This window comes from Magnetofaba australis IT-1 (assembly GCF_002109495.1).
In the GTDB taxonomy this organism is placed as follows: domain Bacteria; phylum Pseudomonadota; class Magnetococcia; order Magnetococcales; family Magnetococcaceae; genus Magnetofaba; species Magnetofaba australis.
Window position 1 is genome coordinate 293,493 of the sequence record NZ_LVJN01000018.1, and the last position, 13,753, is coordinate 307,245.

General features: G+C 65.6%; 9 protein-coding genes. 3 read left to right on the forward strand and 6 right to left on the reverse strand.

The genetic code is table 11. The features are described from left to right. Positions 1-4: 4 nt before the first annotated feature. The 5 genes from ureC to MAIT1_RS07505 all read right to left on the reverse strand — a co-directional run bounded on the left by ureC (position 5) and on the right by MAIT1_RS07505 (position 5,147). Positions 5-1,714, reverse strand: a complete 1,710-nt coding sequence (gene ureC, locus MAIT1_RS07485; RefSeq protein WP_085441665.1) for an urease subunit alpha — start codon at positions 1,712-1,714, stop codon at positions 5-7. A gap of 11 nt (positions 1,715-1,725) precedes the next feature. Next, positions 1,726-2,031 carry an urease subunit beta gene (locus MAIT1_RS07490; protein ID WP_085441666.1) on the reverse strand — a complete coding sequence of 102 codons (306 nt, stop codon included), beginning with the start codon at positions 2,029-2,031 and terminating at the stop codon, positions 1,726-1,728. Between the two features lie 12 nt (positions 2,032-2,043). Further along, positions 2,044-2,346: an urease subunit gamma gene (locus MAIT1_RS07495; RefSeq protein WP_085441667.1), complete on the reverse strand. Its 303-nt coding sequence runs from the start codon at positions 2,344-2,346 to the stop codon at positions 2,044-2,046. Positions 2,347-2,540: 194 nt separating this feature from the next. Beyond that, on the reverse strand, positions 2,541-3,392 hold the full coding sequence (locus tag MAIT1_RS07500; protein ID WP_158089370.1) for an urease accessory protein UreD: 852 nt from the start codon (positions 3,390-3,392) through the stop codon (positions 2,541-2,543). A 174-nt stretch (positions 3,393-3,566) separates the two neighbouring features. After that, a complete protein-coding gene (locus MAIT1_RS07505; protein ID WP_158089371.1) occupies positions 3,567-5,147 on the reverse strand; it encodes a peptidoglycan-binding protein in 1,581 nt (526 codons plus the stop codon). A 111-nt stretch (positions 5,148-5,258) separates the two neighbouring features. Between MAIT1_RS07505 and MAIT1_RS07510 the strand changes: the two genes are divergently transcribed. From MAIT1_RS07510 to MAIT1_RS07520, 3 genes are all read left to right on the forward strand, one after another. Next, positions 5,259-7,997, forward strand: coding sequence for a PD-(D/E)XK nuclease family protein (locus tag MAIT1_RS07510; RefSeq protein WP_158089372.1), 2,739 nt, complete (start codon positions 5,259-5,261; stop codon positions 7,995-7,997). Then, positions 7,987-11,484, forward strand: coding sequence for a UvrD-helicase domain-containing protein (locus MAIT1_RS07515; protein WP_158089373.1), 3,498 nt, complete (start codon positions 7,987-7,989; stop codon positions 11,482-11,484). The genes MAIT1_RS07510 and MAIT1_RS07515 overlap by 11 nt, the downstream gene beginning before the upstream one ends. Positions 11,485-11,545: 61 nt before the next feature. Beyond that, a complete protein-coding gene (locus MAIT1_RS07520; protein WP_085441671.1) occupies positions 11,546-12,259 on the forward strand; it encodes an LOG family protein in 714 nt (237 codons plus the stop codon). A 74-nt stretch (positions 12,260-12,333) separates the two neighbouring features. On the opposite strand, the gene MAIT1_RS07525 is transcribed toward MAIT1_RS07520, so the two are convergent. Further along, positions 12,334-13,731, reverse strand: coding sequence for a tRNA nucleotidyltransferase/poly(A) polymerase family protein (locus MAIT1_RS07525; protein WP_085441672.1), 1,398 nt, complete (start codon positions 13,729-13,731; stop codon positions 12,334-12,336). Between the last annotated feature and the right edge of the window lie 22 nt (positions 13,732-13,753).

The window sequence follows — 13,753 nt, forward strand, 5'->3', positions numbered from 1 at the left end:
CGCCTCAGAACAGGAAGTAACGCTGCGCCATGGCCAACTCCTGGGCCGGTTCGCAGGTGAGCAGCACGCCGTCGGCGCGCACCTCATAAGTCTCCGGGTTGACCTCCATGGTCGGCGCATAGCAGTTGTGGATCATGGACGCCTTGCTTACCGTGCGACAGCCGGAGGCGGCCAGAAGTGTTTTCGACAAGCCGAACTGCTGTGCGATGCCCGCATCGATTCCCGCAGCCGAGGCGAAGACCACCGAGCTGTGGGTGAGCGAGCGCCCAAACGCGCCGAACATGGGGCGGTAATGCACCGGCTGCGGCGTGGGGATGGAGGCGTTGGGGTCGCCCATGGCCGCCGAGGCGATGGTGCCGCACTTGAGCACCATGTCCGGTTTGACGCCGAAGAACATCGGCTTCCACAGCACCAGATCCGCCAGTTTGCCCACCTCCACCGAGCCCACGTGTTGGGCGATGCCGTGGGTGAGGGCGGGGTTGATGGTGTATTTGGCGATATAGCGTTTGGCGCGGAAGTTGTCGTTGCCTACGCTATCCTCCGGCAGGGCGCCGCGTTGACGTTTCATTTTGTCGGCGGTCTGCCAGGTGCGGATGATCACTTCGCCCACCCGCCCCATGGCCTGGGAGTCCGAGGCGATCATGGAGAAGGCGCCCAGATCGTGCAGAATATCTTCGGCGGCGATGGTCTCGCGACGGATGCGCGATTCGGCGAAGGCGACATCCTCGGGGATGCGTGAATCCAGATGGTGACACACCATCAGCATATCCAGATGCTCGTCGATGGTGTTGACCGTATAGGGGCGTGTGGGGTTGGTGGAGGAGGGCAGCACATTGGCGTAGCCGCACAGTTTGATGATGTCCGGCGCGTGGCCGCCCCCTGCGCCCTCGGTGTGGAAGGCGTGGATGGTGCGCCCTTTGAACGCCGCCACGGTGTTCTCTACAAACCCCGACTCGTTCAAGGTATCCGTGTGAATGGCGACCTGAATATCCATGGCGTCGGCGATGGCCAGACACTGATCAATGGCGGCGGGGGTGGTTCCCCAATCCTCGTGCAGCTTGAGACCGCAGGCGCCCGCCGCCACCTGTTCGCGCAGGGCGTCGGGGCGCGAGGCGTTGCCCTTGCCGAAGAAGCCCAGATTGACCGGCAGCCCTTCGGCAGCCTGCAGCATGCGCGCGATGTGCCACGGTCCGGGGGTGCAGGTGGTGGCGTTGGTGCCCTCCGCCGGACCCGTGCCGCCGCCCAGCATGGTGGTAACCCCAGAATGCAGCGCGTCCTCAATCTGCTGTGGACAGATCCAGTGAATATGCGCGTCGATGCCGCCAGCGGTGAGGATGCGTCCTTCCCCGGCGATGGCTTCGGTGCCTGGACCGACAATGATATCCACCCCCGGCTGAATATCCGGGTTGCCCGCCTTGCCGATGGCGACGATGCGTCCGTCGCGAATCCCCACATCGGCTTTGACCACGCCCCAGTGGTCCAGAATCAGCGCGTTGGTGATCACCGTGTCCACGGCGCCATCAGCGCGGCTGGCCTGGGATTGCCCCATGCCGTCGCGCAGCACCTTGCCGCCGCCGAATTTGACCTCTTCGCCGTAGAGGGTGCGGTCCTCCTCCACCTCGATGAACAGTTCAGTATCGGCCAGGCGAACCTTGTCGCCCACGGTGGGGCCGAACATGGCGGCGTAGGCGGCGCGATCGATCTCAAAAGCCATGGGCGTTCCTCCTAGAGCGCGCCGTCCACGCGGGCGTTGAAGCCGATAACGGTGCGCGTTCCGGCCAGCGCCACCAGGGTGACGTCGCGAGTCTGCCCCGGTTCGAAGCGCACCGCCGTGCCCGCCGGAATATCGAGCCGATAGCCGCGCGCCGCCTCGCGGTCGAACTGCAGCGCCGGATTGGTCTCAGAAAAGTGGTAGTGGGAGCCCACCTGCACCGGGCGGTCGCCGCTGTTGGCCACGCTCAGGGTGAGGGTTTGGCGTCCGGCGTTGAGGGTGATGGAGCCCTCGGCGGCAATCACTTCTCCAGGAATCATGGCGGGCTCCAATCAGCGAATGGGGTTGTGCACGGTGACCAGCTTGGTGCCGTCAGGAAATGTCGCTTCCACCTGGATTTCGTGAATCATCTCCGGTATCCCCTCCATCACCTGTTCGCGGGTAAGCACAGTGGCCCCGGCGCTCATGAGGTCGGCCACGCTACGACCGTCGCGCGCGCCCTCCACTACGTAGTCGGTGATCAGCGCCACCGCCTCCGGGTGGTTGAGCTTCACCCCGCGCTCCAGGCGGCGACGCGCCACCATGGCGGCGGTGGCGACCAGCAGTTTGTCCTTCTCTCGTGGTGACAGATGCATGCGGGGGCTCCGAATTGGAAAAATAGTATGCTTTAAGAGACTGGGCCTCCGGCCCAGACCCGGCCAGGGCTTTGCCCTGGACCCATGAGGGCTCCGCCCTCAACCCGCCAGGGAAATGATTTCCCTGGACCCTCGTTAGTTTTACTCCGCGTGCACAATCGAGTCAGAGTGGGATTTCTCAACCGGATTGACGCTTAAATTTCCCACAGTCTGGGCAGCTTCTCGGGCCGTTGCCACACCTGATGCCGATACGCCTTCCAGAACGCGCCATAGGCTTTGCGCATCTGTTGGGCGTCCCGCCCCAGCCAGCGGATTAGATTCACCCGCTCGGCCACTCGCCCGGCGGCGGCCAGTACCTCTTCGGGGAGTTTCAATTGAGCCAGAATCTCCCGCGCCGTCGCAACATAATCCGGCCCCACATGCACAATACTCCCAGCCGCCTGGGCGCCATCAAAGCAGGCCGGATCGGCCAGAATCTCCGCCACATCGCCCTCCATATGCAGCGCATCGCGCCACACTACAGCGGCGTCATCGCTCAACGTCCAAGCGTCGCGCGCCAGCCCGCTGCGCACCCGCTCGCCCATGGCCATGCGGCCAAAGGTCAACATCTCTCCGGCGAGAATCTCCCCCGAGCCCGCCGTGTAGAGATCGGTATGACGTCGCAAGCGGGCTTGATCAAACAGAATGCTCTCCTGCGGCAGCCACTCCAAACGTGCGCCATCATGGGCGTTCAGACGCAGGGTGACGTTGCAATCCGGCCCATTGGAGCCATAGATCTTCTCCGCCGCTTGCGCCATGGCCAATCCCTGGGCGCCCGCCAGCGTGGTGATTTCGATATCCAGCTCATCGCCGCCCACCAGCCCTCCCGAGGTGGTGGTGAGAACCGTGGTCAGTGGTTCATCGCGCTCGGGCAGGGGAAACAGCAGGCGTAGCGGATCGCTCTGGTACAGATGATCCAGGCGCGTCTGGACGCAATCGTATTTGAAGCGGACGGCGGCGCGGCCCTGCACGCGGTGTTGACCGAAGCGTAATACCGAGGCGCTCATGGCGCGCAGTGATCTCCTTTGGGCCCTGAAGCCGAACATGGACGACGACTTCACGATACTCTGGCGCAGGCGTTGCGCCAAGCATCCATGACGCCGCTGAGAATTTTATTCACGGCGCCGGAAATGAGTGCTGTAACGGGTTTGAATACAGAGAGTTCGTGGCGCTGGGAAAGCCTATCGCCGCTTGCCCACCGGCGGCAGATGCGCCAGCGGAGCGGCTAGGGAGGTGAGGGTCAATTTGCCGGTGGGCGGCAGCCCCATGCGCTGGGTGAAGGTGTGCAGCGCTTGCAGCGTCTTCGGTCCGGGAATGCCGTCAACCGGGCCGGGGTCGATGCCGATGGCCGCCAGCCGCTTCTGGGTGAGCTGAATGGTGGGTCGGAGTTTGAGCAGGGCGGGTTGCTGCGGCGCCAGATCGTGCAGCACGCGCACATAGTCGGCATGAGTGGCCTGCGCCTGCTGGGTGGCCGGGTCGCCCGCGCCCACCAGCAGCACCCAGGTTTGCGTGGCCTGGCGTTGCACCCGCTCGGCGGCGCGCCATTTGAACTGGGCGGCCAGGGTGGCGGCGATGCGCTCTTGTAGATAGGCGGTGATGTGTGGCGGCGTTTTTTCCGGGGAGGAGAGGTTGAGCGCCTTTTCATACAGACTTTGCGCCGCTTTGAACTGCTGTGCTTCGAATTGATAATCCGCTTTGCTGATCAGGTAGGCCGGACTATCGCCCTTGACCTGCACCGGCGTATGTTGCGCAATCTGTTCGGCGCGCAACAACACTTCGTGGGCGGCCTGGGCGTCGCCGCTGGATTGCAGCGCCTGAGCCATGCGCCCCAGAATAGGGGAAAGCTCGGGATTGGCGCCGCCCAGCACGTTTTCAGCCATGGACATGGCCACGCGCAGTTTGTCCATCGCTTTGCCGTACTGTTTGCGCCCGATCAGGGTGTCGGCCACTTTCATGTGCAAACGCACCCGGCTGCGGTGGTAGGGGCCGGGCTGTTTCATGAAGATCGCCAGCGCCATGCCATAGATTACCTCAGCGTGTTCCAAACGCTGCATTTTCCACAGCACGTCCGCCTGCTTCTCCAGCGCCAGAGCAAACGCCGGATGGTTGGGACCCAGGGTGCGCCGGACCATGCCGGTCAGCCGTTCGCGCAAGGCCAGCGCCGCTTCATCCTCGTTGCGCGCCGATTGAATCTCCGCCATGGCTTCGAGAATCGGCGTGAGCAGTGGATGGTCCTGGCCCATCTGCTGCCGCAGGGCGTCCCGCTTGCGGGTGAGATTGGCCAGCGCGGCGTCATAGTCTTGGGTCTGTATGGCGCTGCGAGAATTTATCCCCCACGACTGCTCATGCCAATCCACGGATTGCGCTGAATCCACAGACGTATCGGTTTGACCGCCGACGGCCCCGGCGGATTGCTTTGCCGAAGAGAGCAGGGAAAGCAGCGTTTGCGCCTGATGCCGATGGCTTTGCGAGACGGCGTCCAGACCGGAGAAGGCGTCCAGCTGCCGACGCAGTTGTCGCTTGGCCTCCTCATCCTGTCCGCTGTGGAGTAGACGCCAGACCCATTGGGAGTCCAACGGCGTGTTTCCTCCGTTGCCGTCCAGATCCTGTGTAGGAGTGCTGGCGGCGACGCCAGATTGCTCTGTGGCGGCGTGCACAGGCGCGGCATGGAGCAGCATCGCCACGCTGACGACAAGCAGCATGCGCCGCCGCGACCGGTGTGCTTGGGGGTCGATATTGGCGGTCCATTGGCGCGTGGGCATCGCCGGGCTATGCTGTGCGGGAGGAGTCATAGAAAAAGGATAGCGAAAATCCCCGATGTGGAAAATGGCCAATATCCCATCGCGCGCAAAGTTGCGCGCGCGCAGAGAATCATGAACGCCTATCAAGCGCTGTTACAGAGTGTTGGCGACACGCAAACGCTGGTGGTGACGGTCAACCGACGGCTTGCCCGCCATCTGCACGAACGCTATGCGCAGATGCGTCAGATCCAGGGCGACAGCGTGTGGGAGACCCCGCGCATCCTGCCGCAAAACGCCTGGTTGGAGACGCTGTGGCGGGAGTTGGAGGAGCGTGATGGCATTCAGGCGCAGGCTGTCGGCTTGCCGCTATTGCTCAACGCCTCGCGCGAGTCGCTGGCGTGGGAGGGGGTGATCGCGGCGCATCAGTCGCGCTATCCATTGCTCAAGCCTGCGGTGGCCGCGCGCGGGGTGATGCGCGCCTGGGGCCTGTTGCGCCAGTGGCGTCGCAGCCTGGACGATCTAACCGGTTATGACGAGCCGGATGTGCTGGCGTTTCGCTTCTGGGCGGCGGAGTTCGACGCTCTGTGCGCCGAGCGCGGCTGGTTGCCCAGCGCGGCGTTGGCCGATGAACTGGCTGGGCGCATCACCCCCCCCATGCTGCCCAAGCGGCTGATCCTGGCTGGTTTCGACCAACTGACGCCGCAGATGCAGGGATTTTACTTCGAGACCCTCACGGCGCTGGGCGTGGTGGTGGAAACCTGGCGCGCCGATGCGTTGGCCGATGCGCAGGCGCGCTGCATCCCGTGTAGCGGGTTGGAGGCGGAGCTGCGCGCCGCGCTGCAGTGGACTCGGCGCACGCTGCTGGATAACCCCGCAGCGCGCATCGGCATTGCCGCGCCCAATCTGCCCGCCATCGCCGAGCCGCTACGCCGCCTCTCCTGGGAGATTCTGCGCCCGCACAGTCGATATGAAGGGGTGGACCCCGCAGATGCGCCGCTGAATATCTCCGCCGGGCGTCCATTGTCAGACTACCCGGCGGCCCACGATGCGCTGTTGGGGCTGCGTCTCTGCTTTGGCGATGCCTCCATAGCCCGCGTGGGGGCGTTTTTGCGCTCGCCGTTCCTTCCCGGCGGTCTGCGCGAGGCGGAGCGCCGCGCGCTGTTGGATGCGCGTCTGCGCAGATTGGGCCGACGCGCCATGCGGCCGGATGGTCTGCTGCGCGCCTTGAGCGACGGCGCGGGCTTCGCGCCCGCCTCCTGTCCGCAACTGCATGAGAGATTCGGCGCCGCGCTGCAAGCCGAGGAGATGGGCGGTCTGCGTCAGACGCGGCGTCCGTCGGCGTGGGCGGGGGTGTTTTCCCGCACACTGGCGCGTCTGGGCTGGCCGGGAGATGACCGCTCCCTGGACAGCGCCGAGCATCAGACCGTCACCGCCTGGGGGCAGTGCTTGAGCGCCATGGGCGCGCTGGATGACGTCAGCGGCGCTGTCGATCTGCATACGGCGCTGAGTCAATTAACCCGTCTGGCCAACGAGCGCGATTTTCAGCCTGACGGCGGCTTGGCCCAGGCCCAGGCCATGGGCTTGCTGGAGGCGGCGGGCGAGCAGTTCGATGCGCTGTGGATCGTCGGCATGATCGACGAGGCGTGGCCGCCGCCGCCCGATCCCAACCCCTACCTGCCGCTGACGCTGCAACGGCAGTGGGAGATGCCGCGCGCCTCCGCCGCCCGTGAGCGCGACTACGCCGAGGTGATCACCCAGCGCTTGCTCACCTGCGCGCCGCAGGTGGTGGTGAGCTGGTCGGTGAGCGAAGAGGATCGCCCGCTGCGGGTGAGCCCGTTAGTGGCGCATCTGGCGCTGGAGGACGCGGACGCAGATGCGGATGCGCCGGATGTGGAACGCTATCTGGGCGCGCCGTTGGAGAGCTTCGAGGATATGCAGGCGCCCGCGTTCGATGCCCAGTTGAATGCGCCGGGCGGGGCGGGGCTGTTTCAATCCCAATCCCAGTGCCCGTTTCAGGCGTTTGCCCGCTACCGATTGCGCGCCGAGTCGCTGGAGGAGCCCGGCAGCGGCCCGGATGCGCGGCGGCGTGGGCAGTTCGCCCATCGCGCGCTGGATCGCTTCTGGCGCGTCACCCGTGACAGCGCCGGGTTGGCCGCGCTGAACGATGTGGCTCTGCTGGAGCGCATCGTGGTGTGCGTGGGCGAGGTGCTGGCCGAGAGTCTGGAGAGCGGCGAGGATGCGGCGTGGTGGGAGGCGGTGACCGATCTGGAGCGCGGTCGCTTGATTCACCTGTTGCGGAACTGGCTGGATGGCGAACGTCAGCGCATGGAGCCGTTCACGGTGACTGGGTTGGAGCTGCCGTTGACGCTGCAGGTGGGACCCCTCAACGTGCGCGCGCGGCTCGACCGGGTGGACCGTCTCGACGGCGATGAGGCGCTGGTGATCGACTACAAGACCGGACTCAGCTCCCCCGCCGGATGGTTCGGCCCGCGTCCGGCGGATCCGCAACTGCCGCTCTACGCCGCCTTCGCCCATGAGTTGGGGCCCATCTGCGGCGCGGCGTTTGGCCAGTTGCGCCCGGGCAATGAGCGGTTTCAGGCGATTCTTACCCACAGCGACGCGATCCCCGGCGGCAAGGCGCTTGAGCAGACCCAATATAGTGAGCGCGCCGAGAGTTGGCAGGCGCAGTTGCAGGCGTGGCGGGATGTGCTGATCCGCTTGGCCGACGCCTTTGCCAGCGGGGCGGCGGCGGTGGATCCCATCAAGCCGTCGGCGTGCCTCTATTGCGGTTTGCAGACGCTGTGTCGGGTGGATCAACTGCGCGGCGCCGATGCGGCCAGTGCAGAGCAGGAGGATGGCGATGGGGTTTGAACCCGAAGATAGCGCGGCGCGGCGCGCCGCCCTGGAGCCGTCGCGCTCGTTCATCGTGCAGGCCCCGGCGGGCTCTGGCAAGACCGGTCTGTTGACCCAGCGCGTGCTGCGACTGCTGGCGGGGGTGGCTGAACCGGAGGCGATTCTGGCCATCACCTTCACCCGCAAAGCCGCCGCCGAGATGCGCGCGCGGGTGCTGGAGGCGCTGCACGCCGCCGCCGATCAGAACACGCCGCCGGAGTCCGATTACCAACGCCAACTGTGGAGCCTGGCGCGGGCGGCGCTGGAGCAAAATACAAAGCGTGGTTGGCGCTTGCTGGACAATCCGCAACGGCTGCGCATGATGACCATCGACGCGCTGTGTCTGTCGCTGGCGCAGCGCATGCCGGTGCTGTCGCGTTTTGGCGGGCCTTTGGGCGTCGAGACCAACCCCGGCGCGCTCTATCGTGAGGCGGCAGGGGCGGCGCTGCGCCATGCATCGGACCCGGACGGGGCGCGGCGTGAGGCGTCGCGGCGGGTGCTGGCGCATCTCAATGGCGACGTCAATCGCGCTGAGGCGATGCTGGCGCGCATGCTCTCCAGCCGTGAACAGTGGTTGCGCCATGTGGTGGATGGGCAGTTGGAGCGCGCCGCTCTGGAGCAGGCGGTGGAGGCAGTGGTGCGCGAGTCGCTGCACGCCCTGCGCGCGGCTGTGCCCCGCACCCTGGAGCGGGAGGTGTGCGCTCTGGCGCGATTTGCCGCGCTCAACGCGCCGGAAGAGAAGGCTACGCAACTGAGCGCGTGGCGCGAGCGCATCGCCCTGCCGGACGCCGATGCCAGCATGGCGACGGCGTGGGCGGGATTGGCCAATCTGCTGCTGACCCAGGCCGGGACGTGGCGGCGTCAGGTGACCAAGCGCGAGGGTTTCCCCGCCGCCAGCAGCGGCGCCAATGCGCAGCAGAAGGCGCTGTTCAAGGAGATGAAGGCGCGCATGTTGACGCTGTTGGAGCGTCTGGATGGCGACGCGGAGCTGGCTGAACGTCTGGATGAGGCGCGCAGACTGCCGCCCACCCGCTATGAGGCGTCGCAGTGGGAGGTGCTGGCGGCGCTGGGTCAGTTGATGGTGATGGCGGCGGGCTATCTGACCCTGAGTTTCGCCCAGCGCGAGGCGGTGGACTTCGCTGAGGTCTCCTTAAGCGCCAGCCGCGCTCTGGGCGATCTGGACAATCCCAGCGATCTGGCCCTCAAGCTCGATCACGCGCTGCAGCACATTCTGGTGGATGAGTTCCAGGACACCTCTCATGCGCAGTACCGCCTGTTGGAGCGCCTTACCGCCGAGTGGACGCCGGAGGATCGGCGCACGCTGTTTCTGGTGGGCGATCCGATGCAGTCCATCTACCGCTTCCGCGAGGCCGAGGTGGGGCTGTTTCTGAGTCTGTTCGACGTCTCCGGGCGCACGCCGGGGCGCTTGGGCGGCATCGAGCTGCATCCGCTGCAATTGACGGTCAATTTCCGCTCCCGGCGCGCGGTGGTGGATTGGGTCAACTACGCCTTTGTCAGCGTCATGCCCGAGGAGGCCGATGTGGAGCGCGGCGCGGCGCCCTTTTCCCGCGCCGCCTGCTTCGAGCCCCCCGGCGCCGCCCCCGACCCCCTGGCCAGCGCCGATGTGCGACTGACAACAGACGCTCAGGACGAGGCGCGGCAGGCGGTGGCGTTGACGCAACAGGCGCTGGCGGACTTCCCCGAGGGGCAGGTGGCCATTCTGGCGCGGGCGCGCCCGCACCTGGCCGCCATTGCCGCCGGACTCAAACAGGCGGGGATTCGCTACCGCGCGGTGGAGATCGAGGCGCTGGCCAATCGTCCGTGGATTCTGGATATGTTGGCGCTCACCCGCGCCCTGCTGCACCGGGGCGACCGGGTGGCGTGGTTGTCGCTCTTGCGCGCGCCATGGTGTGGCCTGCAACTGGCGGATCTACATCTGCTGGCGGGGGGAGACGCCGGGCCGCGCGGCTGCATTACGGAGAAATTGGCGCGCTGGGAGCGGCTGGCGGGGCTCAGTGACGATGCCCGCGCGCGTTTGGCGCGAGTGTGGCCGGTGCTGTCGCAGGCGTTAGGCGCGTCGCGGCGGCGCGGACGTCTGCGCGATTGGTTGCTGAGCGTCTGGCGCGCATTGGGCGGCGAGGCGTGTTTGCGCGACGCCCGTGAACTGGCCGATATCGACGCCTATCTGAACCTGCTGGATCAACTGGAGGAGGGCGGCGCGATGCCGCAGGAGGCGCTGCTCACCGAGCGCATGGCCAGTCTGTTCGCTGCGGTGGATGACGGACCGGATGTGCGCGTGCAGCTGATGACCATTCACAAATCCAAAGGTCTGGAGTTCGATTGCGTCATCGTGCCGGGGCTGTCGCGCACCCCCTATCGCGGCGAGCCGGAGCTGTTGCAGTGGGCCGAGCGGCCCAGTCGTGACGCGGCGCTGCTGCTGGCCCCCATCAAGCGCGTGGGCGGCGATGAGGATCCGCTCTACGCCCATCTGACCCGTTTGGAGCGGCAGAAGGGGGCGTTTGAAGCCGGGCGACTGCTGTATGTGGCCGCCACCCGCGCGCGGCGTCGACTGCACTTGCTGGGACAGGCCCCGGCGCTGGGCGAGAGCGGCGAGGGCATACCGGCCAATGGCTCCTTCCTGGCGCTGCTGTGGCCCGCTCTCACCGACGAGGCGGCGGCGCAGAGCTTGATCTGGCCCGAGGAGCCCGATGCCGACAATCTGGAGCCGTTGGATCCGCTGGATCCGCCGAGCGTCCCGCTTCAGCAGCTTGCGCCCGCGCTGTCGCAGACATTGGCGCGTTTGCCCGCTTGCTGGACGCCGCCGCCGTTGGCCGATGATGTCGAACTGCCCGAGCAGAGCGTCACCGCCAGCGTTGAGCCCGACGCCGAGCCGGTGGCGTTCGATTGGGCCAGTGAGACGGCGCGTCTGGTGGGGGTGGCGGCCCATGGGGCGTTGCGGCGACTGGCTGAAGTGGGCGTCGATGCCTGGCGCGATCAGGGCGGCGGCGCGGCGCAGGCGGCCATCGAGCGACAACTGCGCGCCCTGGGCGCGCCCCATGATGAGCTGGAGCGGGCGGTGGCCAAGTGCGTCGCCGCTATCGAAAATTGCGCTGAAGATCCCGTTGGGCGCTGGATTCTCGATCCCAGCCATGAGGCGGCGCGCTCGGAGTGGGATTTGACCGGCGTGATCGATGGCAAGCGCCAGCGCATGGTGGTGGATCGCACCTTCATCGACGCCGAGGGCGCGCGCTGGATCATCGACTTCAAAACCGGCGCCCACGAGGGGGGCGACCCGCAAGGGTTTCTGGATAACGAAGCCGAGCGCTATCGGGCGCAACTGGAGGGGTATGCGCGTCTGCTGCGGCGTTTGGAGCCGCAGCGCCCCATTCGCGTGGGGCTCTATTTTCCCCTCATGCGCGGCTGGCGGCACTGGATTCCCCGCCAGAACGATGGGGCCTTGCCCTAAGGGGGGCGCGGCGGCACAATCGCCCGAACAACCCGATTTGACATCTCAATGAGCTGCTATCATGGCTGACAAGGAGCTGGCGGTGACGGACGAACTCAAGACTTCCGAAGCGTGGCGCATCTTCCGTATTCAGGCGGAGTTGATCGATGGCATCGAAACCCTGCGCGCGTTGGGCACCGAACCGGTGGTCACCATCTTCGGCAGCGCGCGGCTGTCTAAAGGCGACGCCTATTATAAAGCCGCCAAGGCCATCGGAACCAAGCTCTCGGCCAAAGGAGTCTCGGTGATTACCGGCGGCGGGCCTGGCATTATGGAAGCGGCCAATCGCGGCGCCTTCAAAAAGGGCGGCAACTCCATCGGTCTGAATATCAGCCTGCCGTTTGAGCAGACCGCCAACAAGTTTCAGGACATCAGTTTGGAGTTCCGCTATTTCTTCGTGCGCAAACTGATGTTCGCCAAGTACGCCGACGCCATCATCATCTTTCCCGGCGGCTTCGGCACTCTGGATGAGTTGTTTGAATCCCTCACTCTGCAACAGACCGGCAAACTCACCCGCTTCCCCATTATTCTGTATGGCAGCGACTATTGGGGCGGATTGGTCGACTGGCTGAAACAGCGCGCGCTGGGCGCCGGCTGCATCGATAAGAACGATCTGGAGCTGTTCCACCTGGTGGACAAGCCCGAACAGGCCATCGATATCGTCACCGATTATCTGCTCTCGCGCACACGGCAGGATCACGGCTCCGACGACGGGCGGCGGCAGATCACCATCTGATGGAAATGTGGAATTGACGTTTCGGCGTGGAGCCCCGACAAATCGGGGCCAGCGCCTTAAGTGGGGAACGCTGATCAGGTGAACAGGTCTGACTGTTCCAGCAGCCAACTGCGCACTTCGTCGGCCAGCAGCGGTTTTTTATTGCGTTTGGGGTCTTCGCTCACCCAGTCCACCAGATAGGATTGCAAGCGGCTGATCCAGGGGCCGGGGGCGGCGCGTACGATATCCACCATCTCGCCGCCGGAGAGCGCCAAATCGGTGGGTTGCAGACGGTTGATATGGCGGCGCGCCGCACTACAGCGGCGCATGGCGCGTTGGTACTCTTCATCCACCCCCGCGCGCGCCTCGGGGGTAAGATCATCGGCGCTGAGCGCCTTGGCGTAGTTCAGCCGGAACACCGCCTCCAGCGGCGCTTGGCTCTGCGCCAGACGCCGCAAGGTGCGTTCGGTGGGCGAGAGCCCCACTTCGAGATATTGGATGATATTGAGAATGCGGCGCTGACGCCGTTTGGAGAACTGCAGACGCTCCAGCACCTGGGCGCCGATGCGCGCGGAGTTGTCCCAGTAGCCGCCATAGCCGGTCAAATCGCCCTGTGCGTTATAGCGCGCGCCCTGGGGCTTGCCCAGTTGATGCAGCAGCGCCGCCCAACGCAGATCCAACGCGGAGAACTCTTCGCCATCAATGGCGTGGGGCACGTGCAGCATGGTTAGCAGGGTGTTCTTCCACGCGCTCTGCTCGGCGCCGGGTTGCTCCGGCCACTGTTTGAGAATCCACAACTCCGGCAGCAGTGAGCGCCCCAAGGTGCAGGAGAACAGGTCGAATAGAATTTGACGCGAACGCTCATCCTGCAATGGCAGGGAGAAGATGCGGTCGGTCTCGCCGCGCAGCCACTCGCCGCGCACGTTGGTCAGGTCGGTTTCGGCGCAGCGGGTCAGATCCTCGGGGATCGGATCGCCGCCCAGCTGTATGGTGAAGCGGAAGAAACGGATCGCCCGCAACGGCGCATTGGCCAGGGTGAGCACGCCATTGACCAAGCGGATGCGGTTGTGCGAAAGATCCTGGCGCCCGTTGAAGGGGTCCACCAGGGGGCCGTCGGGCCAGCAGTAGGCCATGGCGTTGACGGTGATGTCGCGATGGGCCAGATCCTCGCCCACATTGGGGGTGACCCCGGGGCGGGCGCGCAGACGGCTGATCTGAATGGTCTGCGGGTTTTCGCGCCGTTTGAGGGGCAGCAGCAGTTGGTTCTCCTTGCCGCCCATCACCGCCGAGCTGTAACCGGCGTCCAGCAGCAGGCGACGGCACTCCTCCAAGGGCTTGTCCACCAGGATGTCCAGCTCAGCGGAGATGAAATGGTGTTGCAGGGCGTTGCGCAGCCCGCCGCCGACCAGATGAATCGGCCCGATGATCCAGTTGAGATCATCCAGCAGGTTCTGGACGAAGGGGGAGAACCCGTTGCGTAGCGCCAAGGTCATGCGAAAACATCCCGTAGGCGGT

What these genes read in the sequence shown, in the direction of transcription:
- ureC (WP_085441665.1), bottom strand. Translation starts at nt 1,714, where the DNA reads ATGGCTTTTGAGATCGATCGCGCCGCCTACGCCGCCATGTTCGGCCCC.
- MAIT1_RS07490 (WP_085441666.1), bottom strand. Translation starts at nt 2,031, where the DNA reads ATGATTCCTGGAGAAGTGATTGCCGCCGAGGGCTCCATCACCCTCAAC.
- MAIT1_RS07495 (WP_085441667.1), bottom strand. Translation starts at nt 2,346, where the DNA reads ATGCATCTGTCACCACGAGAGAAGGACAAACTGCTGGTCGCCACCGCC.
- MAIT1_RS07500 (WP_158089370.1), bottom strand. Translation starts at nt 3,392, where the DNA reads ATGAGCGCCTCGGTATTACGCTTCGGTCAACACCGCGTGCAGGGCCGC.
- MAIT1_RS07505 (WP_158089371.1), bottom strand. Translation starts at nt 5,147, where the DNA reads ATGCCCACGCGCCAATGGACCGCCAATATCGACCCCCAAGCACACCGG.
- MAIT1_RS07510 (WP_158089372.1), top strand. Translation starts at nt 5,259, where the DNA reads ATGAACGCCTATCAAGCGCTGTTACAGAGTGTTGGCGACACGCAAACG.
- MAIT1_RS07515 (WP_158089373.1), top strand. Translation starts at nt 7,987, where the DNA reads ATGGGGTTTGAACCCGAAGATAGCGCGGCGCGGCGCGCCGCCCTGGAG.
- MAIT1_RS07520 (WP_085441671.1), top strand. Translation starts at nt 11,546, where the DNA reads ATGGCTGACAAGGAGCTGGCGGTGACGGACGAACTCAAGACTTCCGAA.
- MAIT1_RS07525 (WP_085441672.1), bottom strand. Translation starts at nt 13,731, where the DNA reads ATGACCTTGGCGCTACGCAACGGGTTCTCCCCCTTCGTCCAGAACCTG.